The sequence below is a fragment of the Parafrankia sp. BMG5.11 genome, assembly GCF_004337455.1.
The window spans coordinates 136,278-156,657 of sequence record NZ_SJXI01000062.1 but is presented as its reverse complement, the minus strand read 5'-3'; the positions used below and the strand labels follow the sequence as shown (position 1 = coordinate 156,657).

15 protein-coding genes and 2 pseudogenes are annotated in these 20,380 nt (G+C 68.6%); 6 read left to right on the top strand and 11 right to left on the bottom strand.

Annotated features, from left to right (window positions below; all coding sequences use genetic code 11):
* Positions 1-36: 36 nt before the first annotated feature.
* Both E0504_RS36130 and E0504_RS36125 read right to left on the bottom strand, forming a co-directional pair.
* Positions 37-442, bottom strand: a pseudogene (locus E0504_RS36130) (integrase core domain-containing protein); the annotation flags it as partial.
* Between the two features lie 119 nt (positions 443-561).
* Positions 562-864 (bottom strand): annotated as a pseudogene (locus E0504_RS36125) (transposase); the annotation flags it as partial.
* Positions 865-909: 45 nt separating this feature from the next.
* On the opposite strand from E0504_RS36125, the gene E0504_RS36120 reads away from it, so the two are divergent.
* Positions 910-3,957: a TIR domain-containing protein gene (locus E0504_RS36120; protein ID WP_131626723.1), complete on the top strand. Its 3,048-nt coding sequence runs from the start codon at positions 910-912 to the stop codon at positions 3,955-3,957.
* A 17-nt stretch (positions 3,958-3,974) separates the two neighbouring features.
* Complete coding sequence (locus E0504_RS36115; protein ID WP_131626722.1) at positions 3,975-4,715, top strand: hypothetical protein; 741 nt, start codon at positions 3,975-3,977, stop codon at positions 4,713-4,715.
* Positions 4,716-4,991: 276 nt separating this feature from the next.
* On the opposite strand, the gene E0504_RS36110 is transcribed toward E0504_RS36115, so the two are convergent.
* Positions 4,992-5,948 (bottom strand): GlxA family transcriptional regulator, encoded by a 957-nt coding sequence (locus E0504_RS36110; protein ID WP_112108335.1) that lies wholly within the window; start codon positions 5,946-5,948, stop codon positions 4,992-4,994.
* A 116-nt stretch (positions 5,949-6,064) separates the two neighbouring features.
* Here E0504_RS36110 and E0504_RS36105 point away from each other — a divergent pair, with 116 nt between their 5' ends.
* Entirely contained in the window at positions 6,065-7,006 is a 942-nt protein-coding gene (locus E0504_RS36105) for an NAD-dependent epimerase/dehydratase family protein (protein ID WP_112108334.1), read from the top strand.
* Between the two features lie 354 nt (positions 7,007-7,360).
* Positions 7,361-8,743: an IS701 family transposase gene (locus E0504_RS36100; RefSeq protein WP_243657775.1), complete on the top strand. Its 1,383-nt coding sequence runs from the start codon at positions 7,361-7,363 to the stop codon at positions 8,741-8,743.
* 57 nt (positions 8,744-8,800) lie between these two features.
* Here the strand turns inward: E0504_RS36100 and E0504_RS36095 are convergent, their stop codons facing one another.
* From E0504_RS36095 to E0504_RS36075, 5 genes are all read right to left on the bottom strand, one after another.
* Positions 8,801-10,078: an ABC transporter substrate-binding protein gene (locus tag E0504_RS36095; RefSeq protein ID WP_165938715.1), complete on the bottom strand. Its 1,278-nt coding sequence runs from the start codon at positions 10,076-10,078 to the stop codon at positions 8,801-8,803.
* Between the two features lie 140 nt (positions 10,079-10,218).
* Complete coding sequence (locus E0504_RS36090; RefSeq protein ID WP_243657774.1) at positions 10,219-11,403, bottom strand: branched-chain amino acid ABC transporter permease; 1,185 nt, start codon at positions 11,401-11,403, stop codon at positions 10,219-10,221.
* Positions 11,396-12,286 carry a branched-chain amino acid ABC transporter permease gene (locus E0504_RS36085; protein WP_112108332.1) on the bottom strand — a complete coding sequence of 297 codons (891 nt, stop codon included), beginning with the start codon at positions 12,284-12,286 and terminating at the stop codon, positions 11,396-11,398. Before E0504_RS36085 ends, E0504_RS36090 begins: the two co-directional genes overlap by 8 nt.
* 48 nt (positions 12,287-12,334) lie before the next feature.
* Positions 12,335-13,252, bottom strand: a complete 918-nt coding sequence (locus tag E0504_RS36080) for an ABC transporter ATP-binding protein (RefSeq protein ID WP_235014595.1) — start codon at positions 13,250-13,252, stop codon at positions 12,335-12,337.
* 3 nt (positions 13,253-13,255) lie between these two features.
* A complete protein-coding gene (locus E0504_RS36075) occupies positions 13,256-14,194 on the bottom strand; it encodes an ABC transporter ATP-binding protein (RefSeq protein ID WP_200835430.1) in 939 nt (312 codons plus the stop codon).
* Between the two features lie 373 nt (positions 14,195-14,567).
* Between E0504_RS36075 and E0504_RS50725 the strand changes: the two genes are divergently transcribed.
* Positions 14,568-14,720, top strand: a complete 153-nt coding sequence (locus E0504_RS50725; protein WP_160144336.1) for a hypothetical protein — start codon at positions 14,568-14,570, stop codon at positions 14,718-14,720.
* Here E0504_RS50725 and E0504_RS36070 read toward each other — a convergent pair.
* From E0504_RS36070 to E0504_RS36060, 3 genes are all read right to left on the bottom strand, one after another.
* The gene (locus E0504_RS36070; protein WP_112108330.1) at positions 14,712-16,205 is read right to left on the bottom strand and encodes an MFS transporter; all 1,494 of its coding nucleotides are present in this window, start codon (positions 16,203-16,205) and stop codon (positions 14,712-14,714) included. The genes E0504_RS50725 and E0504_RS36070 overlap by 9 nt on opposite strands.
* A gap of 145 nt (positions 16,206-16,350) precedes the next feature.
* On the bottom strand, positions 16,351-17,217 hold the full coding sequence (locus E0504_RS36065) for a TauD/TfdA family dioxygenase (RefSeq protein ID WP_112108329.1): 867 nt from the start codon (positions 17,215-17,217) through the stop codon (positions 16,351-16,353).
* A 57-nt stretch (positions 17,218-17,274) separates the two neighbouring features.
* Positions 17,275-18,051, bottom strand: coding sequence for an SDR family NAD(P)-dependent oxidoreductase (locus E0504_RS36060; RefSeq protein WP_131626720.1), 777 nt, complete (start codon positions 18,049-18,051; stop codon positions 17,275-17,277).
* 1,164 nt (positions 18,052-19,215) lie between these two features.
* Here E0504_RS36060 and E0504_RS36055 point away from each other — a divergent pair.
* Positions 19,216-20,358: an LLM class flavin-dependent oxidoreductase gene (locus E0504_RS36055; RefSeq protein ID WP_112108327.1), complete on the top strand. Its 1,143-nt coding sequence runs from the start codon at positions 19,216-19,218 to the stop codon at positions 20,356-20,358.
* Positions 20,359-20,380: the final 22 nt, after the last annotated feature.

Sequence of the window (20,380 nt, the reverse complement as noted above, 5' to 3'; positions counted from 1 at the left end):
GGTGCCAGAACTCGGGCACCGGCCTTGACCTGGGTTTCAGGCGGCTCGTTCGCATTCGTTGATCAAGCCGCCGAGGACGGGTTGGCGCTTGACGCTTCTTTGTCAGGTCGGCGACGGGGTGGTCGGGCCGTGGTGGTTGAAGGTCGCGGCCGCGGTGGGGTCGTCGTCCGTTGTGGTGGGCCGTGTACTCGACCAGGACGGTGCGCAGGTGCCGTTCACCGACGATCAGCATGCGGTCGGTGACCTCGGTCCGGACGGTGCGGATGAACCGTTCTGCGTAGGCGTTCGCGCGGGGGGTTCGGGGTGGGATCTTGATGGCTGTGATGTTGGCATCGGCGAGGACTGCGTCGAAGGAGGCGGTGAATTGTCCGGCGCGGTCACGGACCAGGAACCGGAAGTCGGCCGCCCGGTCGCCGAGGTCCATGAGAAGGTTCCGGATCTGCATACCCGACCGAAGATCGGATAGAGCAGGCGTACGGACACAGTTGACCATCATGCCGCCACCCGCACCGTCGCATCACCCCAGCTCGCGGGCCCAGGCCGACTTCTGGCACCCCACAGGTAGAGGTAGGTCCACCGGCCGGCGACCTTCGCATACGTTTCGTCGATGAACCATCTGTCTCCGGGACGGTGCCGGCACGGCCGGGCTGCGTCGACCAGCGAGGGTGTGAAGCGCTGCACCCACCGGTAGACCGTGCCGTGATCAACCTCGAGGCCGCGTTCGGCGAGCAGCTCCTCGACATCCCGGTACGACAGGACGAACCGCACGTACCAGCGGACCGCCAACACGATCACCTCCGGCGGAAACCGGAACCCCGCGAACTCCGACGTCGGAGCCGGTGGACGGGCACGACGTCGGCGCATGATTCGATCAGGACCGATCGGTAGCCGCGACGGTGGACTTCGCCGATGCAACAGCGCCCCTCGCCCCGGCCCAGCACATGGGGAGCGCCGAGTCGGCATACCGCCACCGCGTGTTATCATTCTAGCGTCGTAATTGGCAGAATTTTCAAAGGTCAACCGCAAAAGTTCTGTCGAGAGGCGGGGTCGGCCGCAATACATGTGCCATACGGGGGATTTGATGTTTGGGCGCAGCTCCATAAAAGCCTGGCAGCAGGCAACGGGGGTTCTTCTCTTCGACCGATGGCGAGGTGGCGGCGTCACCGCTTAATTTCGGAGGTGTCTGTCGACCATGCGTCCAGACCTGGGCCGCACCGCGGGGAGACCTCGCCGGCGGGCCGGCCCCCGACCTCTGGGCGCAGTTTCTTTATCTCCTATTCCCGGCATAACCGGGACTGGGCGGACTGGGTTTCATGGGAACTCGAGGCTGCTGGTCACTCGGTTAACGTCCAGCACTGGGACTCCGTTGCCGGAACGTCTTACCTGGCCTGGATCGAGACTTCCATCCGAAATACCGACCACATTGTGGTACTATTGTCGGAAGCGTACCTGAACTCCGCCTTCGGGCAGACGGAATTCCTCATGGCCTACCAGGTCGACCCGTCGACCGCCCATCGCAGGGTAATTCCGATACGGGTTGAGAACTGCGAGCCGCCGCGTGGTTCATACCTCGCTCAGCTGACCTATTTTGATCTCTTTGGAATGGCTGTAGAGAAAGCTCGACGGCATTTGGTGGAGAGCGTCGAGGCTGTGATCAGTGGCCGCGACCGGCCGAAGATGCCACCAGTTTTCCCCGGAGGCGTCGGCGGAGACGGCCGTCCGTTCCACACGAGCGGTCCTGCCCGACTCGCCGGTCGCCGCTTCCCGGCGCACCCGCCGCCCGTCGGACGTTCCGCCACCTACTTATCCAGCTTCTGGTCCTCTCTCCGCGGGGCGCTGCGCGGCCGGGCCACCACCCTGGCACTAAGCCTCACCTTGGGCTGTACCACGGTTGCCGGCGGGCTCACCATCGCCGCCGGTGTCGGCTTCATGACGACGGTGTTCCCGGCCGCACTCGGCTGCGCTTGCCTTTATTTCTTCGTATTTTTGATCCGGGATGCCTGGCCAAAACAGTTCTGGCCCAACTACGCCGCAAACGACCTAGAGGTCGCTGTCCGCGGCGAATGGACGGAACAGATTCGAAGACTTCAGCTCAACCGGAACACGCTGTCCGTGCGGTGGACGGCCGCACCCTTGGATCTGTGCGACGACTGGGAGACTCTCATCCGAGTCGCGCACGGACCGGGACGTCCTGAACCGGACACCAGCCACTGGTTCGCCGGGCCGCACGAGCTGGTCGGCGGTGAGAACGAACTCGCGGCGGCGCTCGACGGTATCCCGACTCGCAGGCTGGTAGTCCTAGGCGGCGCGGGCTCGGGGAAGACCACGATTCTCATTCGCCTGGTGGTGGACAGGCTCGCCACCCGGCAGCCCGGAGCAGAGGTTCCCGTACTCATATCGCTGTCCACCTGGGATCCGGCCCAGGATCTTTTCGCCTGGCTCGAAGAACGCCTCATCGTCGTTCATCCGTATCTGATGCAGAGGGTTGGTCCAGCCCGCCGGACGATGGCCCGGGAGCTCATCGAGGCCGGAAAGATACTGCCCGTTCTCGACGGCCTGGATGAAATGCCTGAACATGTGCGTCCAGGGGCGCTGGCGGCAATCAACCATGCACTGCTGCCCGGCCAACCATTGGTGCTTTCGTCCCGTACGGACGAGTATCGGGCCGCCATCATGACCTCCGACACAAGCCCCGCCTTCAGCGTGCCCTCGGTGGGACTCGACGCGGCCGCCGGTGTCGAACTCCGGCCGGTGGACCCGGCCGACGTTCGTAGGTATCTGCGGACCATCGAGGGAAGAGGGCGCGCGACACACTGGGATCACCTCCTTGAGGCGGTGACCTCCGACCCGACCCTGCCGGCCGCCCAAGCGCTCATGTCGCCATTGATGATCTGGCTCGCGCGCACGGCGTACGCTGGAGGAAGCGGCCGGGAATCTGATCTGGTCGAGGTGCTGGACCAGATCAGATTCCCGGATCGCGGGGCGGTCGAACGACACCTGCTGAGTCAATTCGTGGCCGCCGCCTATCGCGACACCGGGCGCGCCGAGCAGGCGGAGCGTTCGCTGCGCTTCCTTGCCCGGCATCTGCGGGACAACTGCCGCGGTATGCCGGACCTGTTCTGGTGGGAGCTACCGAAGGCAGTTCCCACCTCGATGCTGCGCGTACTGACCAGTGTTGCGATCGGCGTGACCGCTGGTTGCACTGTCGGATCACTTTTCGGTCTCGGCATGACCGTGCTTGACCGCTCGCCGGTAAGTACGGCGAGGGCCGCCGGAATGTTCGCGGGCCTCGCGTCCGGTCTGGCAACGGGTCTGCTGTGGTTGGCGGCTGCCTATGTCGGGACCTCCTCGCCGGCGCAGCGCCTGCGGTGGCGGCCGAGCCCGGTGCGGCTGCCGCTCATGCTGGCTGTGGGCGGTGGGGTCACGTACCTCGTGACGCTGGCCAGCGGACTGGCCGTAGGCGTCCTGATAGGTGTTTTCGGTGCCGTTTTCGCAGGTGTCCAGACCGCGCCGGTCGACCCTCTGGCCGCTGCAACTCCGCAGGCTGTGTTCGCCCGCGACCGTGCCACCTTCGTCTCCCTGGCGCTGGTGAGCGGAACCATGGGGGGCGTGACGGGAGGGCTCGGGCTTGCGCTGGCGTCGGGGTCCGCGTTGTCGACGCGCTTTGTCATCGGTGCTCCGGCCGGCCTCCTCATTGCTGCGGCGGCCGGACCCTGTGCCGCCACGTTGGGTGCCGTGTGGGGTTGGTTCACGGTGGTGCGGGCGTGGCTTGCGTTCGACCGCCAACTGCCGCTGACGCTCTTCCCGTTCCTGGAGGACGCCTGCGGACGGGGTGTTCTACGCCAGGTCGGTGTCGCGTACCAGTTCCGTCACATTGATATCCAGAACCATCTCGCTCCGCCTCAGGACCCGCTGGACGCGGAAAGTCCAAGGTTGCCCACCGCGGACCGCCCATGATCTCTCACGGGTCCGCGGTGCAGGTCACGCAGGCGAAGGGCGACTCGCTCCTCGCCCTCTCCGACGACCTCTTCATCGTCGCGATCACCGCGCTTGTAGCGGTGATCGGAGCGGCCGTGTGGTGGGCGTTCGCTGTTCGGGCGAGGCGCGAGAAAACGGCGGCCGTGATGCGACGCTCTCTCCACGTCGCGCTCATCGCCCTGACCTGTTTCGGGCTGGCCGCCACATTCCTACGCGTCGCGTTGGGCACGAAGACCTATGATCAGCTTCCGTCCCTCCCCGACCAGACACATCCGAATCCCTTCGGCATCCATCTGACAGACGTCGCGGTCGACGGGGTGCCGGTGCCGGTGGGCGGGAGGCTCGTCGTCGAGCAGCGGAACACATATCTCCTCTCCGGACGGATCGTCGACCCACATCCGGAAGATCATGCTCGCGCCGGCTACAGCTACTTCGTCCTAAGCACCAACAAGTCCGTCCACTTCCTGCGTTCCGTGCCGGGGGAGATAAATCCGACGTCCGACGGGACGTGGCAGCTCAGGGTTACGATAAACATCGAATTCTGTTACTATCGGTATCCATCGTTGTTCTCCGTCGTGATGGCTCCGGAATCTGTCGCAGCGCAGCTGCGCGCCGAAATAGGCCGGAACTCACGGTGGAGCTATCTACGGCAGCTGGACTGGTTCGGGGTAGGCGACGCCTACGTAGACAAAAAACCCAGGAACCCGACGCTTCGGACGTGCTATGACGATCGATGAGGCCGTCCCGGCATCATCGATCCAACTGGATACTGAGATCACCGTCGCCGGGAGGTGGGAAACCGTCAGATCACGGCGAGCCCGGTAGCCAGATCCATCGCCATCGATGAGGGGCTGGACGTCCGCGCCGCGGACGCTGGTATCCCACAGTCGCACGGCGCTGTCCCAGCGGTCGATGCTCCCGGGGGCGAGCAGCCGCTCGGCGGGAATGAACACGAGGGAGTGTCCGACTGTCGGTGACCGAGCCGTTGTCGTGACTGGCCGTTACGCGGCTGGTCAGGTCGGGGTTGGTCCGACGCGGGTGAATGCGCTGCGGTAGGCGCTGGGGGTGAGCCCGTTGCGGCGCAGGAGGTGGAGGCGCAGCGACTCGGGGGTTCCCAGGCCGCTTTGCCGGGCGACGACGGCGATCGGCAGATCCGTCGCCTCGAGGAGTTCACGAGCCCGGTCGATCCGCTGGTGCAGCAACCACTGCAAGGGGCTCAGACCAGTCTCCTCCCGGAACCGGCGGGTGAGCGTACGGGTACTGGTGTGGGCGTGGGCGGCGAGGCGGCCGAGGGTCAACGGTTCGGCGAGGTGGTCCGACGCCCAGGTGCGGGTCTGGGCCAGCGACGTCCCGCTTTCCGGTGGCAGCGGCGTCTCGATGAACTGGGCCTGGCCGCCGGGACGGACCGGCGCGATGACCGCGGCTCGGGCGACGGCGTTGGCGACCACCGCCCCGTAGTCGCGCCGGATCATGTGAATGCACAGGTCGAGACCGGCGGCCAGCCCGGCGGAGGTCAGGATCGTCCCGTCGTCGACGTACAGGACGTCGGGCCGCAGGTCGACGGCTGGGAAGCGGCGGCGCATCTCGTCGGAGTACTGCCAGTACGTGGTGGCCGGGCGACCGTCGAGCAGCCCGGCCTGGGCCAGCACGAAGGCGCCCGTGCAGATCGAGGCGATGCGACGGCCGTCGTCAGCGGCCCGCCGTAGCGCGTCCAGGACCCGTTGGCCGGCGTGGGCGCGAGCGCCGGTTCCCGTGACGATCACGGTGTCGGCGCTGTCAATCACGTCGAGGCCCCGGTCCACCACAACACTGGGCCCGATGTACCCAGGCACGACCCCGGGCTCGGGCGTGCAGATCATGACTTCATAGCCCGGCTGGCCGTCGACCACTGCAGCCGGAAACACCGCCGCCGGGATGGAAAGATCAAGGGTGGTGACTGGCGGGACGGCGACAACAACGATCCGAAGCATGGCCTGATCCTTGGGCTACGTGGCGTTCAGGCCACTACCGTATGTTTCTGGCAGGCAGCAGGGTGAGGCAGGTACCCGCGAACCCGTGCGGGCCCGCCGAGCGGAAGACGAACACCATGGCGCTGCACGTGATCACCGGTGCCGGTGGCACCGGAGCCCCCACCGCTGAGCTGCTGGCCCGGCAGGGTGACCGCGTCCGACTGGTCAGCCGGCGCGGGGGCGGACCCGAGCACCCGCTGATCGAGCGGATCGCCGCCGACGCGACCGACGCCGATGCGCTGACCCGACTCGCCGAGGGCGCTACGACGCTGATCAACACCGCGATGCCGCCGTACGACCGGTGGCCGGACGAGTTCCCGCCGCTCGCGACGGCGCTGCTGGACGCGGCTGAACGCACCGGCGCCGGCTACGTGATGATGGGCAACACCTACGGCTACGGCATCGTCAACGGCCGCTTCACCGAAGATCTACCGATGGCACCGGTATCCGTCAAGGGCCAGGTACGGGCCCGGATGTGGACCGATGCCCTCGAGGCGCACCGCGCGGGTCGAGCCCGCGTGACCGAGGTCCGGGCCTCGGCGTTTCTGGGCGCCGGGGCCGGTTCGCTGTACAACTTCACGGTGGCACCCCTCGTCCTGCGCGGTGAGCCGGCAGCCTTCCCCGGCGACCTGGACGCCCCGAAAACCTGGTCCTACATCGGGGACGCCGCCCGAACCCTGGCCGCCGTAGCCCTCTCCGGCGACGACCTTGCGTGGGGACGGGCGTGGCACGTGCCCTCCACCGCGGCGCTGTCCGTGCGGGAGCTGACCACGCGGCTCGCGACCATCGCCGGGGCGCCCGCACCCATCCTGACGGCGATGTCCACCGATCAGCTCGCCGCGACCGGAGCCGTGAATCCGGTCATGCGGGAAGTTATCGAGATGATGTACTCCCTGGAACAGCCCGACCTGCTCGACTCCACCCTCACCGAGCAGACGTTCCGCCTCGCCCCGACCCCCCTCGAGACCGTCCTGACCGAAACCGTCAGTGCCTACGGACCTGTACCTGACCAGACCTGACCTGACGGACTGGGCCTGCGCATCACATTCCCCAGCGCCATCACCCTGCGGGGTGCCAGAACTGGGTTACCGGCGTTGACCTGGGGTTTTAGGCGGTTCGTTCGTAATTGTTTTCATCCGCGCATCGGCCGAAGTCGGGCCTTGAGTCGATGTGGCCGGACTCGACCGATTGTTCTCCCGCCGAGCGTCGATGGGGCGGGCTTCCCGACCCGGATCTCCGACCGACCCCCCGCCCAGCGCAAATGTGGTCACACTCCACCCACCATGTGCCACCCTACCAGGCAGTAACATTTTGTTGGTTTTTTGTTGGTCTTCGGGTTCAGGAACCGCTCTCGACGGTGTGGGATCGATACCGTGGGTCCGGAGGAGATGAAGCGGGTCGGCCCGGTACTCGAGGCCTTTGCCGAGCAGATGCTGGGTGGGCTGCGGCGACGTGACCAGCGGGAGAAGGGCGAGCTGTATCTGCGCGGCCTGCTGCTTGACGGGAAGCGCAAGTCAATGCGGCCGATGGCGGACCGGCTCGGGATTGATCATCAGTGTCTGCAGCAGTTCATCACCAGCTCGACCTGGAGCCATTCTGAGGTTCGTCGGCGATTGACCCGGTGGGCGGTCGGGTTCGTGGATCCGGTCGCGCTCGTCGTGGACGACAGCAGTTTCCCCAAGGACGGTCCGGCGTCGCCCGGGGTGGCCCGGATGTACTCCTGTGCTCTGGGCAGGGTCGGGAACTGTCAGATCGGGGTGTCGGTGCACGCGGCGACCGACTGGGCCTCGGCGGCGCTGAACTGGCGGTTGTTCCTCCCCGCCTCGTGGGACGACAGGGCCCTGGACGATCCGGATCAGATCGCGGCGGCCTGGGCCCGGCGGGCACGGGCGGCGATTCCGGACGACCAGCGGCATCAGGAGAAGTGGCGCCTGGCCCTGGACATGGTCGACGAGCTGCGCGGGTGGGGAATGCCGGTGCGCCCGGTCGTGGCGGACGCCAGCTACGGTGACGTCGCCGCGTTCCGGCAGGGGCTGACCGACCGGGGTGTCCCCTACCTGCTGGCGGTGACGTCGACCGCGACCGCCTACCCCACCGACGCGGTGCCGGTCACCGCGCCGTATCCGGCCGGTGGACGGCCGCCCTCACCCGCCCGGCCCGACCCGCCGCGCGATCTCCGGGCCCTGGTCACCACCGCTGGACATGCCGCCGGCCGGTCTGTGACCTGGCGGGCCGACGCCCCGGTGGCCGCGGGCAACCCGACCGGGGCCATGTGCTCGCGCTTCGTCGTCCAGCGGGTCCGCCCCGCAAGCCGGAACACCACCCGCGCCCCGGGCCGAAACCCGCTGGAATGCTGGCTGCTGGCCGAATGGCCGCCGGGCGTGGCAGAACCCAGCGACTACTGGCTGTCCACCCTGCCCGCCGATGTCCCGCTGCGCGGCCTGGTCCGCCTCGCGAAGATCCGGCAGCAGATCGAGCAGGACTACCGCGAGCTCAGGGACGGCCTCGGCCTGGACCATTTCGAGGGACGCTCCTGGACCGGCTGGCACCGCCACGTCACCCTCGTCAGCATCGCCCAGGCCGTCTGCACACGACTGCGACGTGCCCCGGAAGCCCCTGCGCCGGCCCGGCCCTCGCTGGCCCGCTCCTTCCCGGAGTCCTCGCGCGAACCGGCCCGGCCGTCGATGGCGAAGGCCGGCTCAGCGGGAAGGAGCGCACATGACAGGGCCGCTCGGTTGAGCGGGCAGCCTGGTTGACGGGACCGCCCGGTGGGCGAGCAAACCCACCGGGCGGCCCTGTCAGATTCCTCAGCTTCAGCTACGGACGTAGGAATCGACTGTCGGTCCTTCGTAACTCGCCTCGACGCCTTCGGTGCCACCCGGCACACCGGGCTTCGGACGGGCGATGAAGTCCTGCCTGGACGGGGACGACCCAGGCTTGGAGAAGTCCAGCTCGCCGGTCAGCCCGCCGGTGTCGACCGGGCTGACGGCGGCCTTGGCGGCGAGGACGCCCGCGGGGGTGAGATCACCGTCGGCGCAGGCCTTCTCCAGGATCAGATCCATGACCTTGGACGTGGCATAGCCGGTGACGACGCTGTTCGACGGCTCGACGCCCGGGAACTTCGTCTGGTACGCCTTCAGCAGGTCAGCCGCGGGCTCAAGGCCGACACCGCCGGTCGGCCCGACGAGATAGAAGTGCTCGATCAGGGCGTCGCGGGCCGGTGTGTCGAGCAGGGACGGGATGTGGGTCGGGCCGTTGCCGAGCAGCGGCACGTTGAGCCCTGCTCCCACTGCCGCGGCGGCGACGCCGGCGGTCTGGCTGGGCTGGGTGGTGAGCACGATCGCCGAGACGTTCTCGGCGGCGAGGGCGGTGACCCGGGAGGTCATGTCCGGCTCGGCCGGGCCGATCCGCTGCTCGACGACGGTCATGCCGTGCTGCTGGGCGAAGAACTTGCTGCCTTCGAGCGCGTTGTTGCCGTACTCGCTGTCGTGGAAGATGTGGCCGATCTTGCCGCCTTCACTGATCAGCCCCTCCTTGAGCAGGTAGTCGAGTCCGTTGATGGTCTCGACGTCGTAGGTGGGCCCGATGACCGCGTAGTTCTCGCTCGCGGCGAGGTTCTTGGCCCAGGCGAGCGGAATACCGATCAGGCCGTCCTTCTCAAGTTCGGGGATGAGCGCCGTCGCCATCCCGGAACCGAGGACCTGGACGAAGCTGAGGACGTCCCCGGAGATCTCGGCGTACTGCGAGACCGCGGTCTGGACGTTGTATCCGTGGTCCTTGACCTCGAGTTCCACGGTGAACCGGTCACAGATGCCGCCGTCGGCGTTCACCTGGTCCCAGAAGATCCGCTGGCCCTCGGTGACCTCCTTCCCGCTGGCGGCGTTCAGGCCGGTGAAGTCGGTCAGCACCCCTAAGGTGATGACATTGCCCTCGATCCCCGGACCGGTTTTGACGGGGCCGCTCGTGCTCTCCGCCGGTGGTTCCTCGTCGGCCTTCGTGCTGCACGACGCGGCGGCGGCGAGTGCGGCGGCCACGGCGATCGCAGCGACCGGGCGCATCAGCCTGTGGTGTCTGACTCTGTTGCCACGCATCCTGGTTTCCTTTCGTGTCATTTGTGAGCGGAAAATGCGCGCGGAGGACCGCTGCGGCTCAGCCGGTCAGTTCAGAGCACAGGTGGTTGAAGGCGACCGTCTCGGGACGAGAAACTACGGAGAAATAGATCCGCCCGTGGTCAGGTTGGCGCGTTCCTGGCCGCGCGTCTCATACTCACGAGCTTCAGTGAACGGGCTATCCCAGCCAGGCCGGTGGGCCAGAAAATAATCACCAGGATCACGGCCGCACCGTACGCATAACGCGCGGCCTCAGAATAGCTCACCCCGCCGGTACCAGGCTCGGACAGGCCGGGAATCGACGCGGCGTACTCCCCGAGCACATACGGCAGGGCGGTGACGAACGCCGCGCCGGCGCAGGCACCGCCCACCGAACCGAGCCCGCCCAGCACGATCATCGCCAGATACTGGACCGAGATCTCTATCGCGAACGACTCGGGCGCCACACTGCCGATGGCCAGCGCGAACAGCACTCCGGACAGGCCCGCGTACATCGACGAGAGCAGGAACGCCTTCGCCCGGTACGAGGTGACGTTCACGCCGTTCACCGAGGCCGCGATCTCGCTGTCCCGCACGGCGCGCAGCGCCCGGCCGGGACGTCCGTTCAGCGTCGCCCTGGCAAACAGGTAACAGCCCACCGCGAGGACCAGGCCGAGATACCACAGCCGCTCGAACTTCTCGAACTCGACGTTGAGCACGTAAAGCTCGGGGTCGCTGTCGTCGAAGGTGAACCCGAACAGCGAGAACTCGGGGACGGTGCGTCCGTTGTGACCGCCGCTGACCTGGTCGACCGAGTTGAAGACGTGGATGCCGACGAACACCATGCCCAGCGACGCGATACCGAGGTAGAGACCCTTCAGCCGGGCACCGATCGGACTGAAGAGCAGACCGGCCAGACCTGAGATCCCGACCGCGAGCACCATGCCGAGCAGCGGCGGCAGCCCGAGACCGACGTACGGGTGGGCGCCGGCGTCGTTGGACTCGCCGGACAGCCAGCAGTAGCTGATCCCGCCGACCGCCAGGAAGAACGCGTGCCCGAGGGAGAGCTGGCCGGTGGTGCCGACCAGGATGTTCAGGCCGATCGCGCCGATCGCCGCGCCGAACACCGCGAAGCCGGTGCGCAGCCAGAACTCCTCAAGGTAGAAGGGCAGGATGGCCAGCACCGCGACGAGTGCCATCAGCAGCAGGCTGCCCACGGCTGGGCGGCGGAAGCCCGGCGGACGGCCCCGACCGGCCGCTGTGGCGGTGCGCGGCGGCGCGGCGGGCGGCGGGGCGGCGGGCGTGCTCTGCGTCGTCGGGTCAGACACGGTGCAGCTCCTTCGTCCCGAACAGGCCAGCTGGCCGGGCGACGAGCACCAGCATCATCACCGCGTAGGGGACGACGACGCTGAAACCGCCACCGAGGAAGGTCAGGCTGGCGTTGTAGCCGGCGAACAGCGACTCGGCCACTCCCACGATCAGGCCGCCGGCCAGCGCCCCGGTCGTCGAGTCGAGGCCGCCGAGGATGGCGGCCGGGAACGCTGCGAACGCGATCGTGCGGAGGTTGGGTTCGAGGCCCGGCGTCGGACTGCCGGTCAGGAACACGGCGGCCACCGCGGCGAGGCCGCCCGCGATGATCCAGGCGACCGCGCCGACCCGCGCCTGCCGGATACCCATGAGCGCGGCGGCCTCACCGTCCTCGGCCGCCGCCCGCAGCGCCACGCCCCAGCTGGTGAAGCGGAACGCGGCGAACAGCAGGCCGATGAGGACGAACGCCACGACGATCGCGATCAGCCGGTTCTCGCTGATGCTGACGCCGCCGACGCGGACGACGCCGGCACCCCACGGCTGACCGAGCGACAGCACGCTCGAGCCGATCCGCCTGGTCAGGTCGGTCGTGATGATCAGGTCCAGGCCGAGCGTCATGATCGCCAGGGATGCCATGTGCGCACTGCGCACCCTGGAGAACAGCACCCGCTCGGAGACGAAGGCGACCAGTGCGGTGGCGACGATGCCGATGGCGACGGCGGCGAAGAAGCCGACCGACGGCTCCAGTCGGGCGATGACATAGGCGCCGAGCAACAGGAAGGCGCCGTGTGCGAAGTTCAGGATCTCGCTGGCCTTGTAGATGATGACGAAACCGAGCGCGATCAGGGCGTATAACGACCCGAGCGACAGGCCGTTTATCAGGAAGGAAAGAAAGGTGGTCACAGCTTGGGCTCTCCGGTCGGGGCGGGGACGCGGCCGAGGCGCTCGCCGCTACTGCTGGGATGGTGCCGTGGTGTGAGCTGGTCCTGCCGATATGTGGCCTGAACTCGCCGTGGTGCGAACCGAGGCCGCACCGGTGTCGGTGCCGGCTGTGGTGCCGAGGTAGGCGGCGATGACCGCGGGGTCGTTCTGAATCTGCGCGGGCGTGCCGTCGGCGATCAGCCGGCCGAAATCGAGCACGCTGATCCGGTCGGCAACGGACATGATCATGGACATGTCGTGCTCGACGAGCAGAACCGTGATGCCCAGCGACTCGCGAACCGCCAGCACGATCTCCGACATTCGCCTGGTCTCCTCGGCGTTCATTCCGGCGACCGGTTCGTCGAGCAGCAGCACCCGCGGCTCGGTCGTCAGCGCGCGGGCGACCTCGACCCGTTTACGGTCGCCGTAGGAAAGGGTTCCCAGCGGCAGGTGGAGGACGTGGCCGAGGCCGACGAACTCGGCGATCTCGACAACCCGCGCACGGTGCAGCCGTTCCTCCCGGACCGCCCACGGCAGTTTCAGCCCGGCGCTGACGAAGCCTGACCGGGTCAGCAGGTGCCGGCCGAGCATGATGTTCTCCTCGACCGACTCGTTGGGCGAGGCCGCCATGTTCTGGAACGCCCGGCCCACGCCGAGCGCGGTGATCCGGTGTGGCCGCAGCCCGGTCAACGTCGTCCCACCGAGTCGGACGCTGCCGGCCGAGGCGCTGTACACGCCGGAGATGACATTGAACAACGTCGACTTCCCCGCGCCGTTCGGCCCGATCACGGCGTGCACCGTTCCGGGCTCGGCCCGCAGCGACACCTCGGACAGCGCGGTGAGGGCCCCGAACCGCACGGTCACGGCCTCGACGTCGAGCGCTGCGGCTTCGCCACGGACGGTCCGGGCAGCGCCGGCACCGCGGCCGGGCCTCGTCGGAATCGGCACGGCCTACCTGCCCCCGGTCGCGGCACCGGCGCCGCCCAGCAGGCCGAAGCGGCCCTTCTCGGGCGGGACCCAACGACTCAACGTCGCCGCCGGGACGGGGCTCGCGGAACCCCCACGGCCACCGCCGAGACCGCCAGGGCCCCCGCCCGGGCCGTCCAGGCCGTCCGGGCCGCCAGGGGTGTCGCCCGCCCCGCGTCGGCTCACGTCGTCGCCGGGTCCCCGGCCGAGGTACAGGGAGGCGATGCTGTCGGACGCGGCCAGCTGGGCGGCCGGCCCGGACAGTTCCACCCTGCCGAGCTCGAGGACGTAACCGCGGTCGGCGACGCCGAGTGCCATCGCCGCGTTCTGCTCGACGAGCATGACCGACGTGCCCGCTCGGTTGATCTCTTTCAGGACCTCTCCGATGTGCGCCACGATCTGCGGCGCGAGACCGAGCGACGGTTCGTCCAGCAGCAGCAACCGAGGGCTCGACATCAAAGCCCGGCCTATGGCCAGCATCTGCTGTTCGCCGCCGGAGAGCAGCGCGGCGCGTTGTCCGCGGCGCTCGGCGAGCCGGGGGAACATTGCGTAGACCTTGTTCCGGGCTTCGGCCCTGGCGGCGCGGTCGCGGACGGATATCGCGCCCGCCCTGAGGTTCTCCTCCACGGACAGCCGTCCGAACACGCGGCGTCCCTCCGGCACGAGAACGACGCCGCGGTTGACGACGTCGACCGGGTCCACACCCACCAGGGGCCGCCCACCGAATGTCACTTGCCCTTTGTCAACCTTGGCCCGGTGGCGTTTCAACGAGCCGGTGACGGCGCGGAGCAGTGTGGTCTTGCCTGCCCCGTTGCTGCCGAGGACAGCGACGATCTCGTCGGCCCCTACACGCAGGTCAACCCCCCGCAGGGCTCGAATGACCCCCGCGTAAGTGACCTGCAGACCGCTGACGTCCAGTTCCAAGACCGCACTCCGTCGACTTGTTTGTTGATGGGGATGATCGGCGTGTTCCGGTGTGAAGACGGGACGAATGTGCCATAGGCGGCCGATCATGTATCGCGCGAGTCGACGACACAAGCTTTGGTAGCTTTTTCCCAGTACTTTGTTAGGTTGCCGATGGGCCCTCGATGAACGGTGGATGCGGGCTGGCCGGCACGGCCGCACGCGCCTCGGCGCGAAGGAACGATCGTGCGCGGGACGCCCGATCCCAGGTCGACCCGGATCGATCAACAGCAGCCCGCGCACGCGGGGACGAGGGCTGTCGCGTGGGCTGCGCGGCCCCGTCGGCGCGCCGCCTGATCAGAGGACGCGCTACCGCCTTCGTCCAGTCGCACCGGTGTCGGAGTTCGTCGGGCCCCGGTTCCGCCGGAGGTGGCCGCCCTGGCGGGCGCGCCGTCGTCTGCGGCTCACGCTGCCCAGCCGGGACGTCGAGGCGCTGCTCGCCGAGCGTGGCATCGACGTCGACCACGCCGCTCCCCCGTCAGGCTGATCGAGCTTTCCTGAGAGCCGCGGCGACAACCGCGATGCCCAGGCAACTCACGATCGCCGCCAGGGCGAAGGCGAGCCTGAACCCGTTTTCCATGCCAAGGCCCGGACGAGCGGTCGCAATGTCCGCTACGACGCTTCCAGCGGTATTGCTGACAGGATCAGAGGAAGAAGGGTTCTGCGCGCCACTTCTACCCGCGGACGTCCCGAGTGCGGCGCCGAGGACTGCGACGCCGAGTGCCGCCCCCAACTGCCTTACCGAGTTACTGAAGGCTCCGGCGGCGCCCGCTGTGGACGCCGGAACCTCGCTCAGTGCCAGATGGACGGCGCAGGCCATTGTCAGCCCGGTTCCCCAGCCGACGATCAGAACACCGACACCCGTGACGAGATAACCGTCGGACCAGGTACCGAGCAGGAGTACCAGGAGGGCCGATCCCACCGCCGCGAACCCGATGGCCAGCGTGCCACGTTGACCGATTCGCAGGGCCGCACGGCGTGACGAGACGCTGCCAAGCATGAATCCCGCTCCCAGCGGGATCACTCGGAGACCGGACTGGAGAGGGCTGTATCCCTCGAGGATCTGGAGGTACCGGGTGAGCACGAAGAGGAGCCCGTTGAACACGAACAGCGAGAGTGCGGCGACCATCGAGCCCACGGTGAACGATCGCACCCGCAGCAGTTCCGGTCCGACCACCGGGTGCGTCGCATGACGTTCCCAGGCGAAGAAGGCGGCCAGCGCCACCAGGGCGGAGCCATGGCATGCCAGAATCGTGGCGGAGAGCCACCCCAGGCGAGGGCCCTCGATGATGCCGAATATCAATGCCGCTGTTCCGAACGCGGACAGGGCAATCCCAGGCGGATCCCATCCGCCTTTGCCCCCACCAGCCCTCTGACGCCCGAGCACCACCGCGTTGATGACACCGGCCAGCAGCGAGGCGGGCCCGCCCACGAGAAAGACGGAACCCCACCAGAAATGGTCGAGGAGCAGCCCGCCGAGCAAAGGTCCCAGCGGTAAGCTCACTCCTATTGCCGCGGTCCAGTACCCCAGGGCTCTGGGGTGCTCGGCGGAGGGGAACGCCGCCATGACCAGCGCTCTCGATGTCGGCAGGACAGCCGCGGCGCCGATACCGAGGACCGAGCGACATGCGACCAGGCCCGCGGGTGAGTCCGCGAAGGTGGCGGCGAAGGAGGCCAGGGAGAACAGCAGGAGTCCCGCCTCGAGTATCTTTTTGTGCCCAAAACGGTCGCCCAGGCGTCCGGCGACGAGCATGAAGCTTGCGAAGGAGAGGACGAAGGAGTCGACGATCCACGCCATGTCGGCCGGATCGGCGTCAAGGTCAGCCGCGATGGACGGGATCGCGACGTTGAGAATGCTCGCGTCGACCTCGACGACGACCAGGCCGAGGCAGAGAGCCCCCAGGATCCACCAGCGCCGCGGCCCTGCATCCGTCTCCCGCGCGTCGACGCGTCCGGAGTCTTCGCGCTCCATGGCTGGCTGGCCACCACGCATGCAGGTCGGTCCGGAGGCGGGCCGAGGACTTCCCCCCGACCCGCCAGGTCCGAAGTGGGGCATCGACCGGGTGTCGCGCCGGCGGCATCAGGTCATCAGGTCGAACCGGTGCGGCAGGGTCTTCCTACAGGTCGGCGTAGAGCGTCTCGTCGGCGATGAGGATCCTTTCCAGAAGGCGCGGGAACGTTCCATAGTTGCGGACCGCGTAGTGGACGGTGGCACGGTTGTCCCAGAACGCGACCGAGCCCGGTCGCCACGAGAACCGCACCTGGTTCGCCGGCTTGCGGTACTGGTCGATGACCGCCGTCAGCAGTTCCCTGCTCTCGGCACGGTCGAGCCCGAGGATGGTCGGCCGCTGCGTGAAGTTCACCCAGGCGATTTTCTCGCCGGTTTCCCGGTGCACGCGGACGACCGGATGGGCGACCACCGGATAGTCGTGTCCGGACTGGTGCAGCGCGGCACGGTAGTCGTGGGCGACGTGCTGGCCCTCGAGCCGGGCCTTCACGTCGTCGGACAGGCCCTGGTAGGCGAGCGCGGCGTCGACCCAGACGGTGTCGCCGCCGACCTCGGGCAGGTGGACCGCCCGCAGCACCGCTCCCCAGGTCGGGACGAGCCGCCAGCTCGTGTCGGTGTGGTAGGGGTCCCACGTGTCGTCACCGGCCTGCGGGACATGTGCCTTCTCGTACTTCTTGAAGTCCTCGCTGGCGATCCGGTGAATCGCCGGGGCGGCGCCGGAGTCGGGCCTGGCGGCACCCGGATGGGTGTAGAGGGGGCCGAACTGCCGGGCGAAGGCTTCGTGCTGCTCCTGGGTCAGCTCCTGGTCCCGGAAGAAGACGACCTTGTACTTCAGCAGGGTCGCCTTGATCTCGTCGCGTACCTCGGGCGTGAGCGGCTCCCGGAGGTCGACGCCGCTGATCTCCGCTCCGATCGTCGGTTGCAGCGGTTGGACGGCCAACGACGAGCGGACGGGCGGTTCGACGACAGTGGTCACTGTGTGTCCCTTCGGTCGGGTGCTGCCGGGTCGGGTGCTGCCGGTCAGCAGCGGATGTCAGTAGTGGATGGGGCCCTGGGTGCCGCCGCCGGCGGCGATCGACTCGCCGGTGATCGCGACCGCGAGCGGGGACGCGAGGAAGGCCACGACCGAGGCCACCTCGTCGGCGGTGACGGCTCGCCCGATCGAGATGCGGGCGGCGGCGGCCTGGAGGTACTCGTCGGGGACGACGACCGTGCCGCCATGGTCACCGGTGAGGGTCAGTCCGGGATGCACCACGTTCACCGTGACGCCGTGTGCCCCGAGCTCGTCGGCGAGGGTCTTGGTGAGGGCGGCGACACCGACGTTGCGGATGGAGCCGGAGGCGAGGCCGACCTGACGGGCCGCCAGCCCGCCGATGTTGATGATCCGTCCCCAGTCCTGGGCGATGAAGTGCGGGGCGACCGCCTGGGCGGTGCGCAGGTAACCGAGCACCTTGACGTTGAAGTCGGCGGCGACGTCCGCGGTGGACAGCGCCCGCGCGCCGCCGGGACCGCCGGCGCCCCCGGGTCTGGCCGCGTTGTTGACGAGGATGTCGACGCCGCCGAGCTCGCTGACGGTGGTCTCGACCAGCTCCTGGACGGACGTGTCGCTGCCGGTGTCGGCGACCACCGGCAGCACCGTCCCGCCGGTCGCGGCCGTCAGGTCGGCCGCGGTCGCTTTCAGCACGTCGGCGTCACGGGCGGCGATGACGACCTGCACACCCTCGGCAAGCAGTGCTCGGGCGATCGCCCGCCCGATACCGCGGCTGCCGCCGGTGACGATCGCCCGTCGGCCGGAAAGTCGGAGATCCACTCGTGCTCCCTGTCATCTGTCCAATGCCCCGCCGCTCCGCCCACGCGGCGCAGTTCGGGGACCGCCGCCGGCCGGAACACCGGGGCGGCGAACGTTTCCGTGCGGACGTTTCCGTGCGGACGGCCCGTCCGTCAGCTCTCGTCGGCGGTGGACGGGGCACCACCTGCCCGCCGGGATCCGGTGGTGGGCGGCAGCACCACGGTCGGTGGAGCGGGGTGCGCACGCCGAGCACGGGTGACCCTTCGGGGCTCGGCGACCGACGCCTTTACCGGGCGCGCCACGGATCAGCCGTTCCGCGGAGCAGACGTGCCAGGCTGACCAGGCGGACCAGCTACGCCAGACGCGCTCAGATCATGGGCGCCGGGTAGCTTCTTGAGGTCGGCGCGCGAGGGCGCCGCGGCCCGGTGACCGCGCCAGGTCGGCGTGGCCACCACGGACCTGTCGTCCGCCGGGCCGTCCAGGCCCGGACGCTGGGCGTCAGAGCCCGCCGCGGCGGTCCGGACAGCTCGCGGAGGTCACTCGCAGCAGGTCGATGTGCTGTCGCGTGACCAGGTACGCAGTCCTCAACACGGACCCAACATGACCAAAGTTTGTCGATCGGTCAAGTGCGGATTTAAAGTGATCCTCATCACATACCCAAGGCGCCGGAACGGCGACGCCCCCGGATCGATCACGCGGCCGGCCGGGCGATCCACCCTTTCACCGCTATCTACACCGGAAAACTTGACAATTGCCGAGGTCTGCCGCACCGTTGCTGCATGTACGTCCGCCCCGCGCTGACCCGCCGTCGGTGCGTGGACTTCGCGCGGGTGCGGTCCGGCCGCTGTCGCGGAACCTGATATTCCGCTGGCCGACCCACCCCGTTCGACGCGGAAATCACTTTTTGGTTTTGCCGAATTCCCCGCGCCCACAGCGGATTTTCGCGTCCTCTCCTGCCCTTCGGCCGGCTGAGGTGCTGGCGGCTCGGCCCGCATTCCCCGCCGACGGGCGGCGCGGTGGGCCGCGAGACGCCGCCGGAGTGGCCGTGGACCCGCCACTCCTCCGGCGCGCGCCGTCGGCACGGCAGGAGCCCGACCCGCGGTCGTCGGTCCGTCAATCCGCCAACCCGGTCCCGGCCGGTCGGGAATCCGGTCCCGGCCGGGCAGAACTACTGAGGGAGATGACATGCCGGTCGAGTTCATCGGTCTGATCAGCACCACGGAGCAGTCGGAGATCCGGGACGGGGGTGGGCCGCTGATCGATCACCGGTATGTCCGCCGGTTCGCCCGGGCCCACGAGGACGCGGACTTCGACCGGGTGCTGATCGGCTACTCCTCGGGCTCGCCGGACGGAACACATGTCGCCGCCTACGCCGCGGCGCACACCGAGCGGTTGGGCTTCCTGGTGGCCCACCGGCCCGGTTTCGTGTCTCCCACCGTGGCGGCCCGCACCTTTGCCACGCTGGACCAGTTCACCGGCGGCCGGATAGCGCTGCACACCATCACGGGGGGCAGCGACGGGGAGCAGCGCCGGGACGGCGACTACCTCCTCAAGGAGGACCGTTACGCACGCAGCGGCGAGTACCTGCGGATCCTGAAGGCGGCGTGGACCTCGGCCGAGCCGTTCTCCTTCGAGGGCAGGTTCTACCGCTTCGAGGACTACCTGAGTCACGTCCGGCCCGTGCAGCAGCCGCACATCCCGCTGTACTTCGGCGGGTCGTCCCCGGAGGCCTACCGGGTCGGCGGCGCGGAGGCGGACGTCTACGCGCTGTTCGCCCAGCCGCTGGAGGCGATCGCGGAGGAGATCGCGCAGGTCAACGCGGCGGCCGCCGCGGCCGGGCGGGCCACGCCGCCGCGGATCAGCGTCTCCTTCCGACCGATCCTCGGGCCCACCGAGGAGCTGGCGTGGGAGCGGGCCGAGCGCATCCTCGCGGCGACCAGGCAGCGGATCACCGCCGGCGCGCCCCTGCGCGGCTGGCGGCCACTGGGTGGCCAGGCGTCGGTGGGTTCCACCCGGCAGCTGGCGGCGGCGTCCCGCGGCGAGCGGCACGACCGTGCCCTGTGGACGGCGCTGGCGGCCGCGACGGGAGCCGGCGGCAACTCTACGGCGCTGGTCGGCACGCCCGAAACGGTGGCGCAGGCCCTGCTGGACTACGTCGACATCGGCGTCAGCACGCTGCTCATCCGCGGTTACGACCCCTATGACGACGCGGTGGACTACGGCCGGCAGCTCATTCCGCTGGTCCGGGACGAGGTGCGCCGACGCGACCTCGCCGCGGCGGCCGCCGGGCGAACCGAATCCCGGCAACCCGTACCGGCGACGGCGTAAAGCGGCGACGGCGTAAAGCCCT

What these genes read in the sequence shown, in the direction of transcription:
- E0504_RS36120 (WP_131626723.1), top strand. Translation starts at nt 910, where the DNA reads ATGCAACAGCGCCCCTCGCCCCGGCCCAGCACATGGGGAGCGCCGAGT.
- E0504_RS36110 (WP_112108335.1), bottom strand. Translation starts at nt 5,948, where the DNA reads ATGCTTCGGATCGTTGTTGTCGCCGTCCCGCCAGTCACCACCCTTGAT.
- E0504_RS36105 (WP_112108334.1), top strand. Translation starts at nt 6,065, where the DNA reads ATGGCGCTGCACGTGATCACCGGTGCCGGTGGCACCGGAGCCCCCACC.
- E0504_RS36095 (WP_165938715.1), bottom strand. Translation starts at nt 10,078, where the DNA reads ATGCGTGGCAACAGAGTCAGACACCACAGGCTGATGCGCCCGGTCGCT.
- E0504_RS36070 (WP_112108330.1), bottom strand. Translation starts at nt 16,205, where the DNA reads ATGGAGCGCGAAGACTCCGGACGCGTCGACGCGCGGGAGACGGATGCA.
- E0504_RS36055 (WP_112108327.1), top strand. Translation starts at nt 19,216, where the DNA reads ATGCCGGTCGAGTTCATCGGTCTGATCAGCACCACGGAGCAGTCGGAG.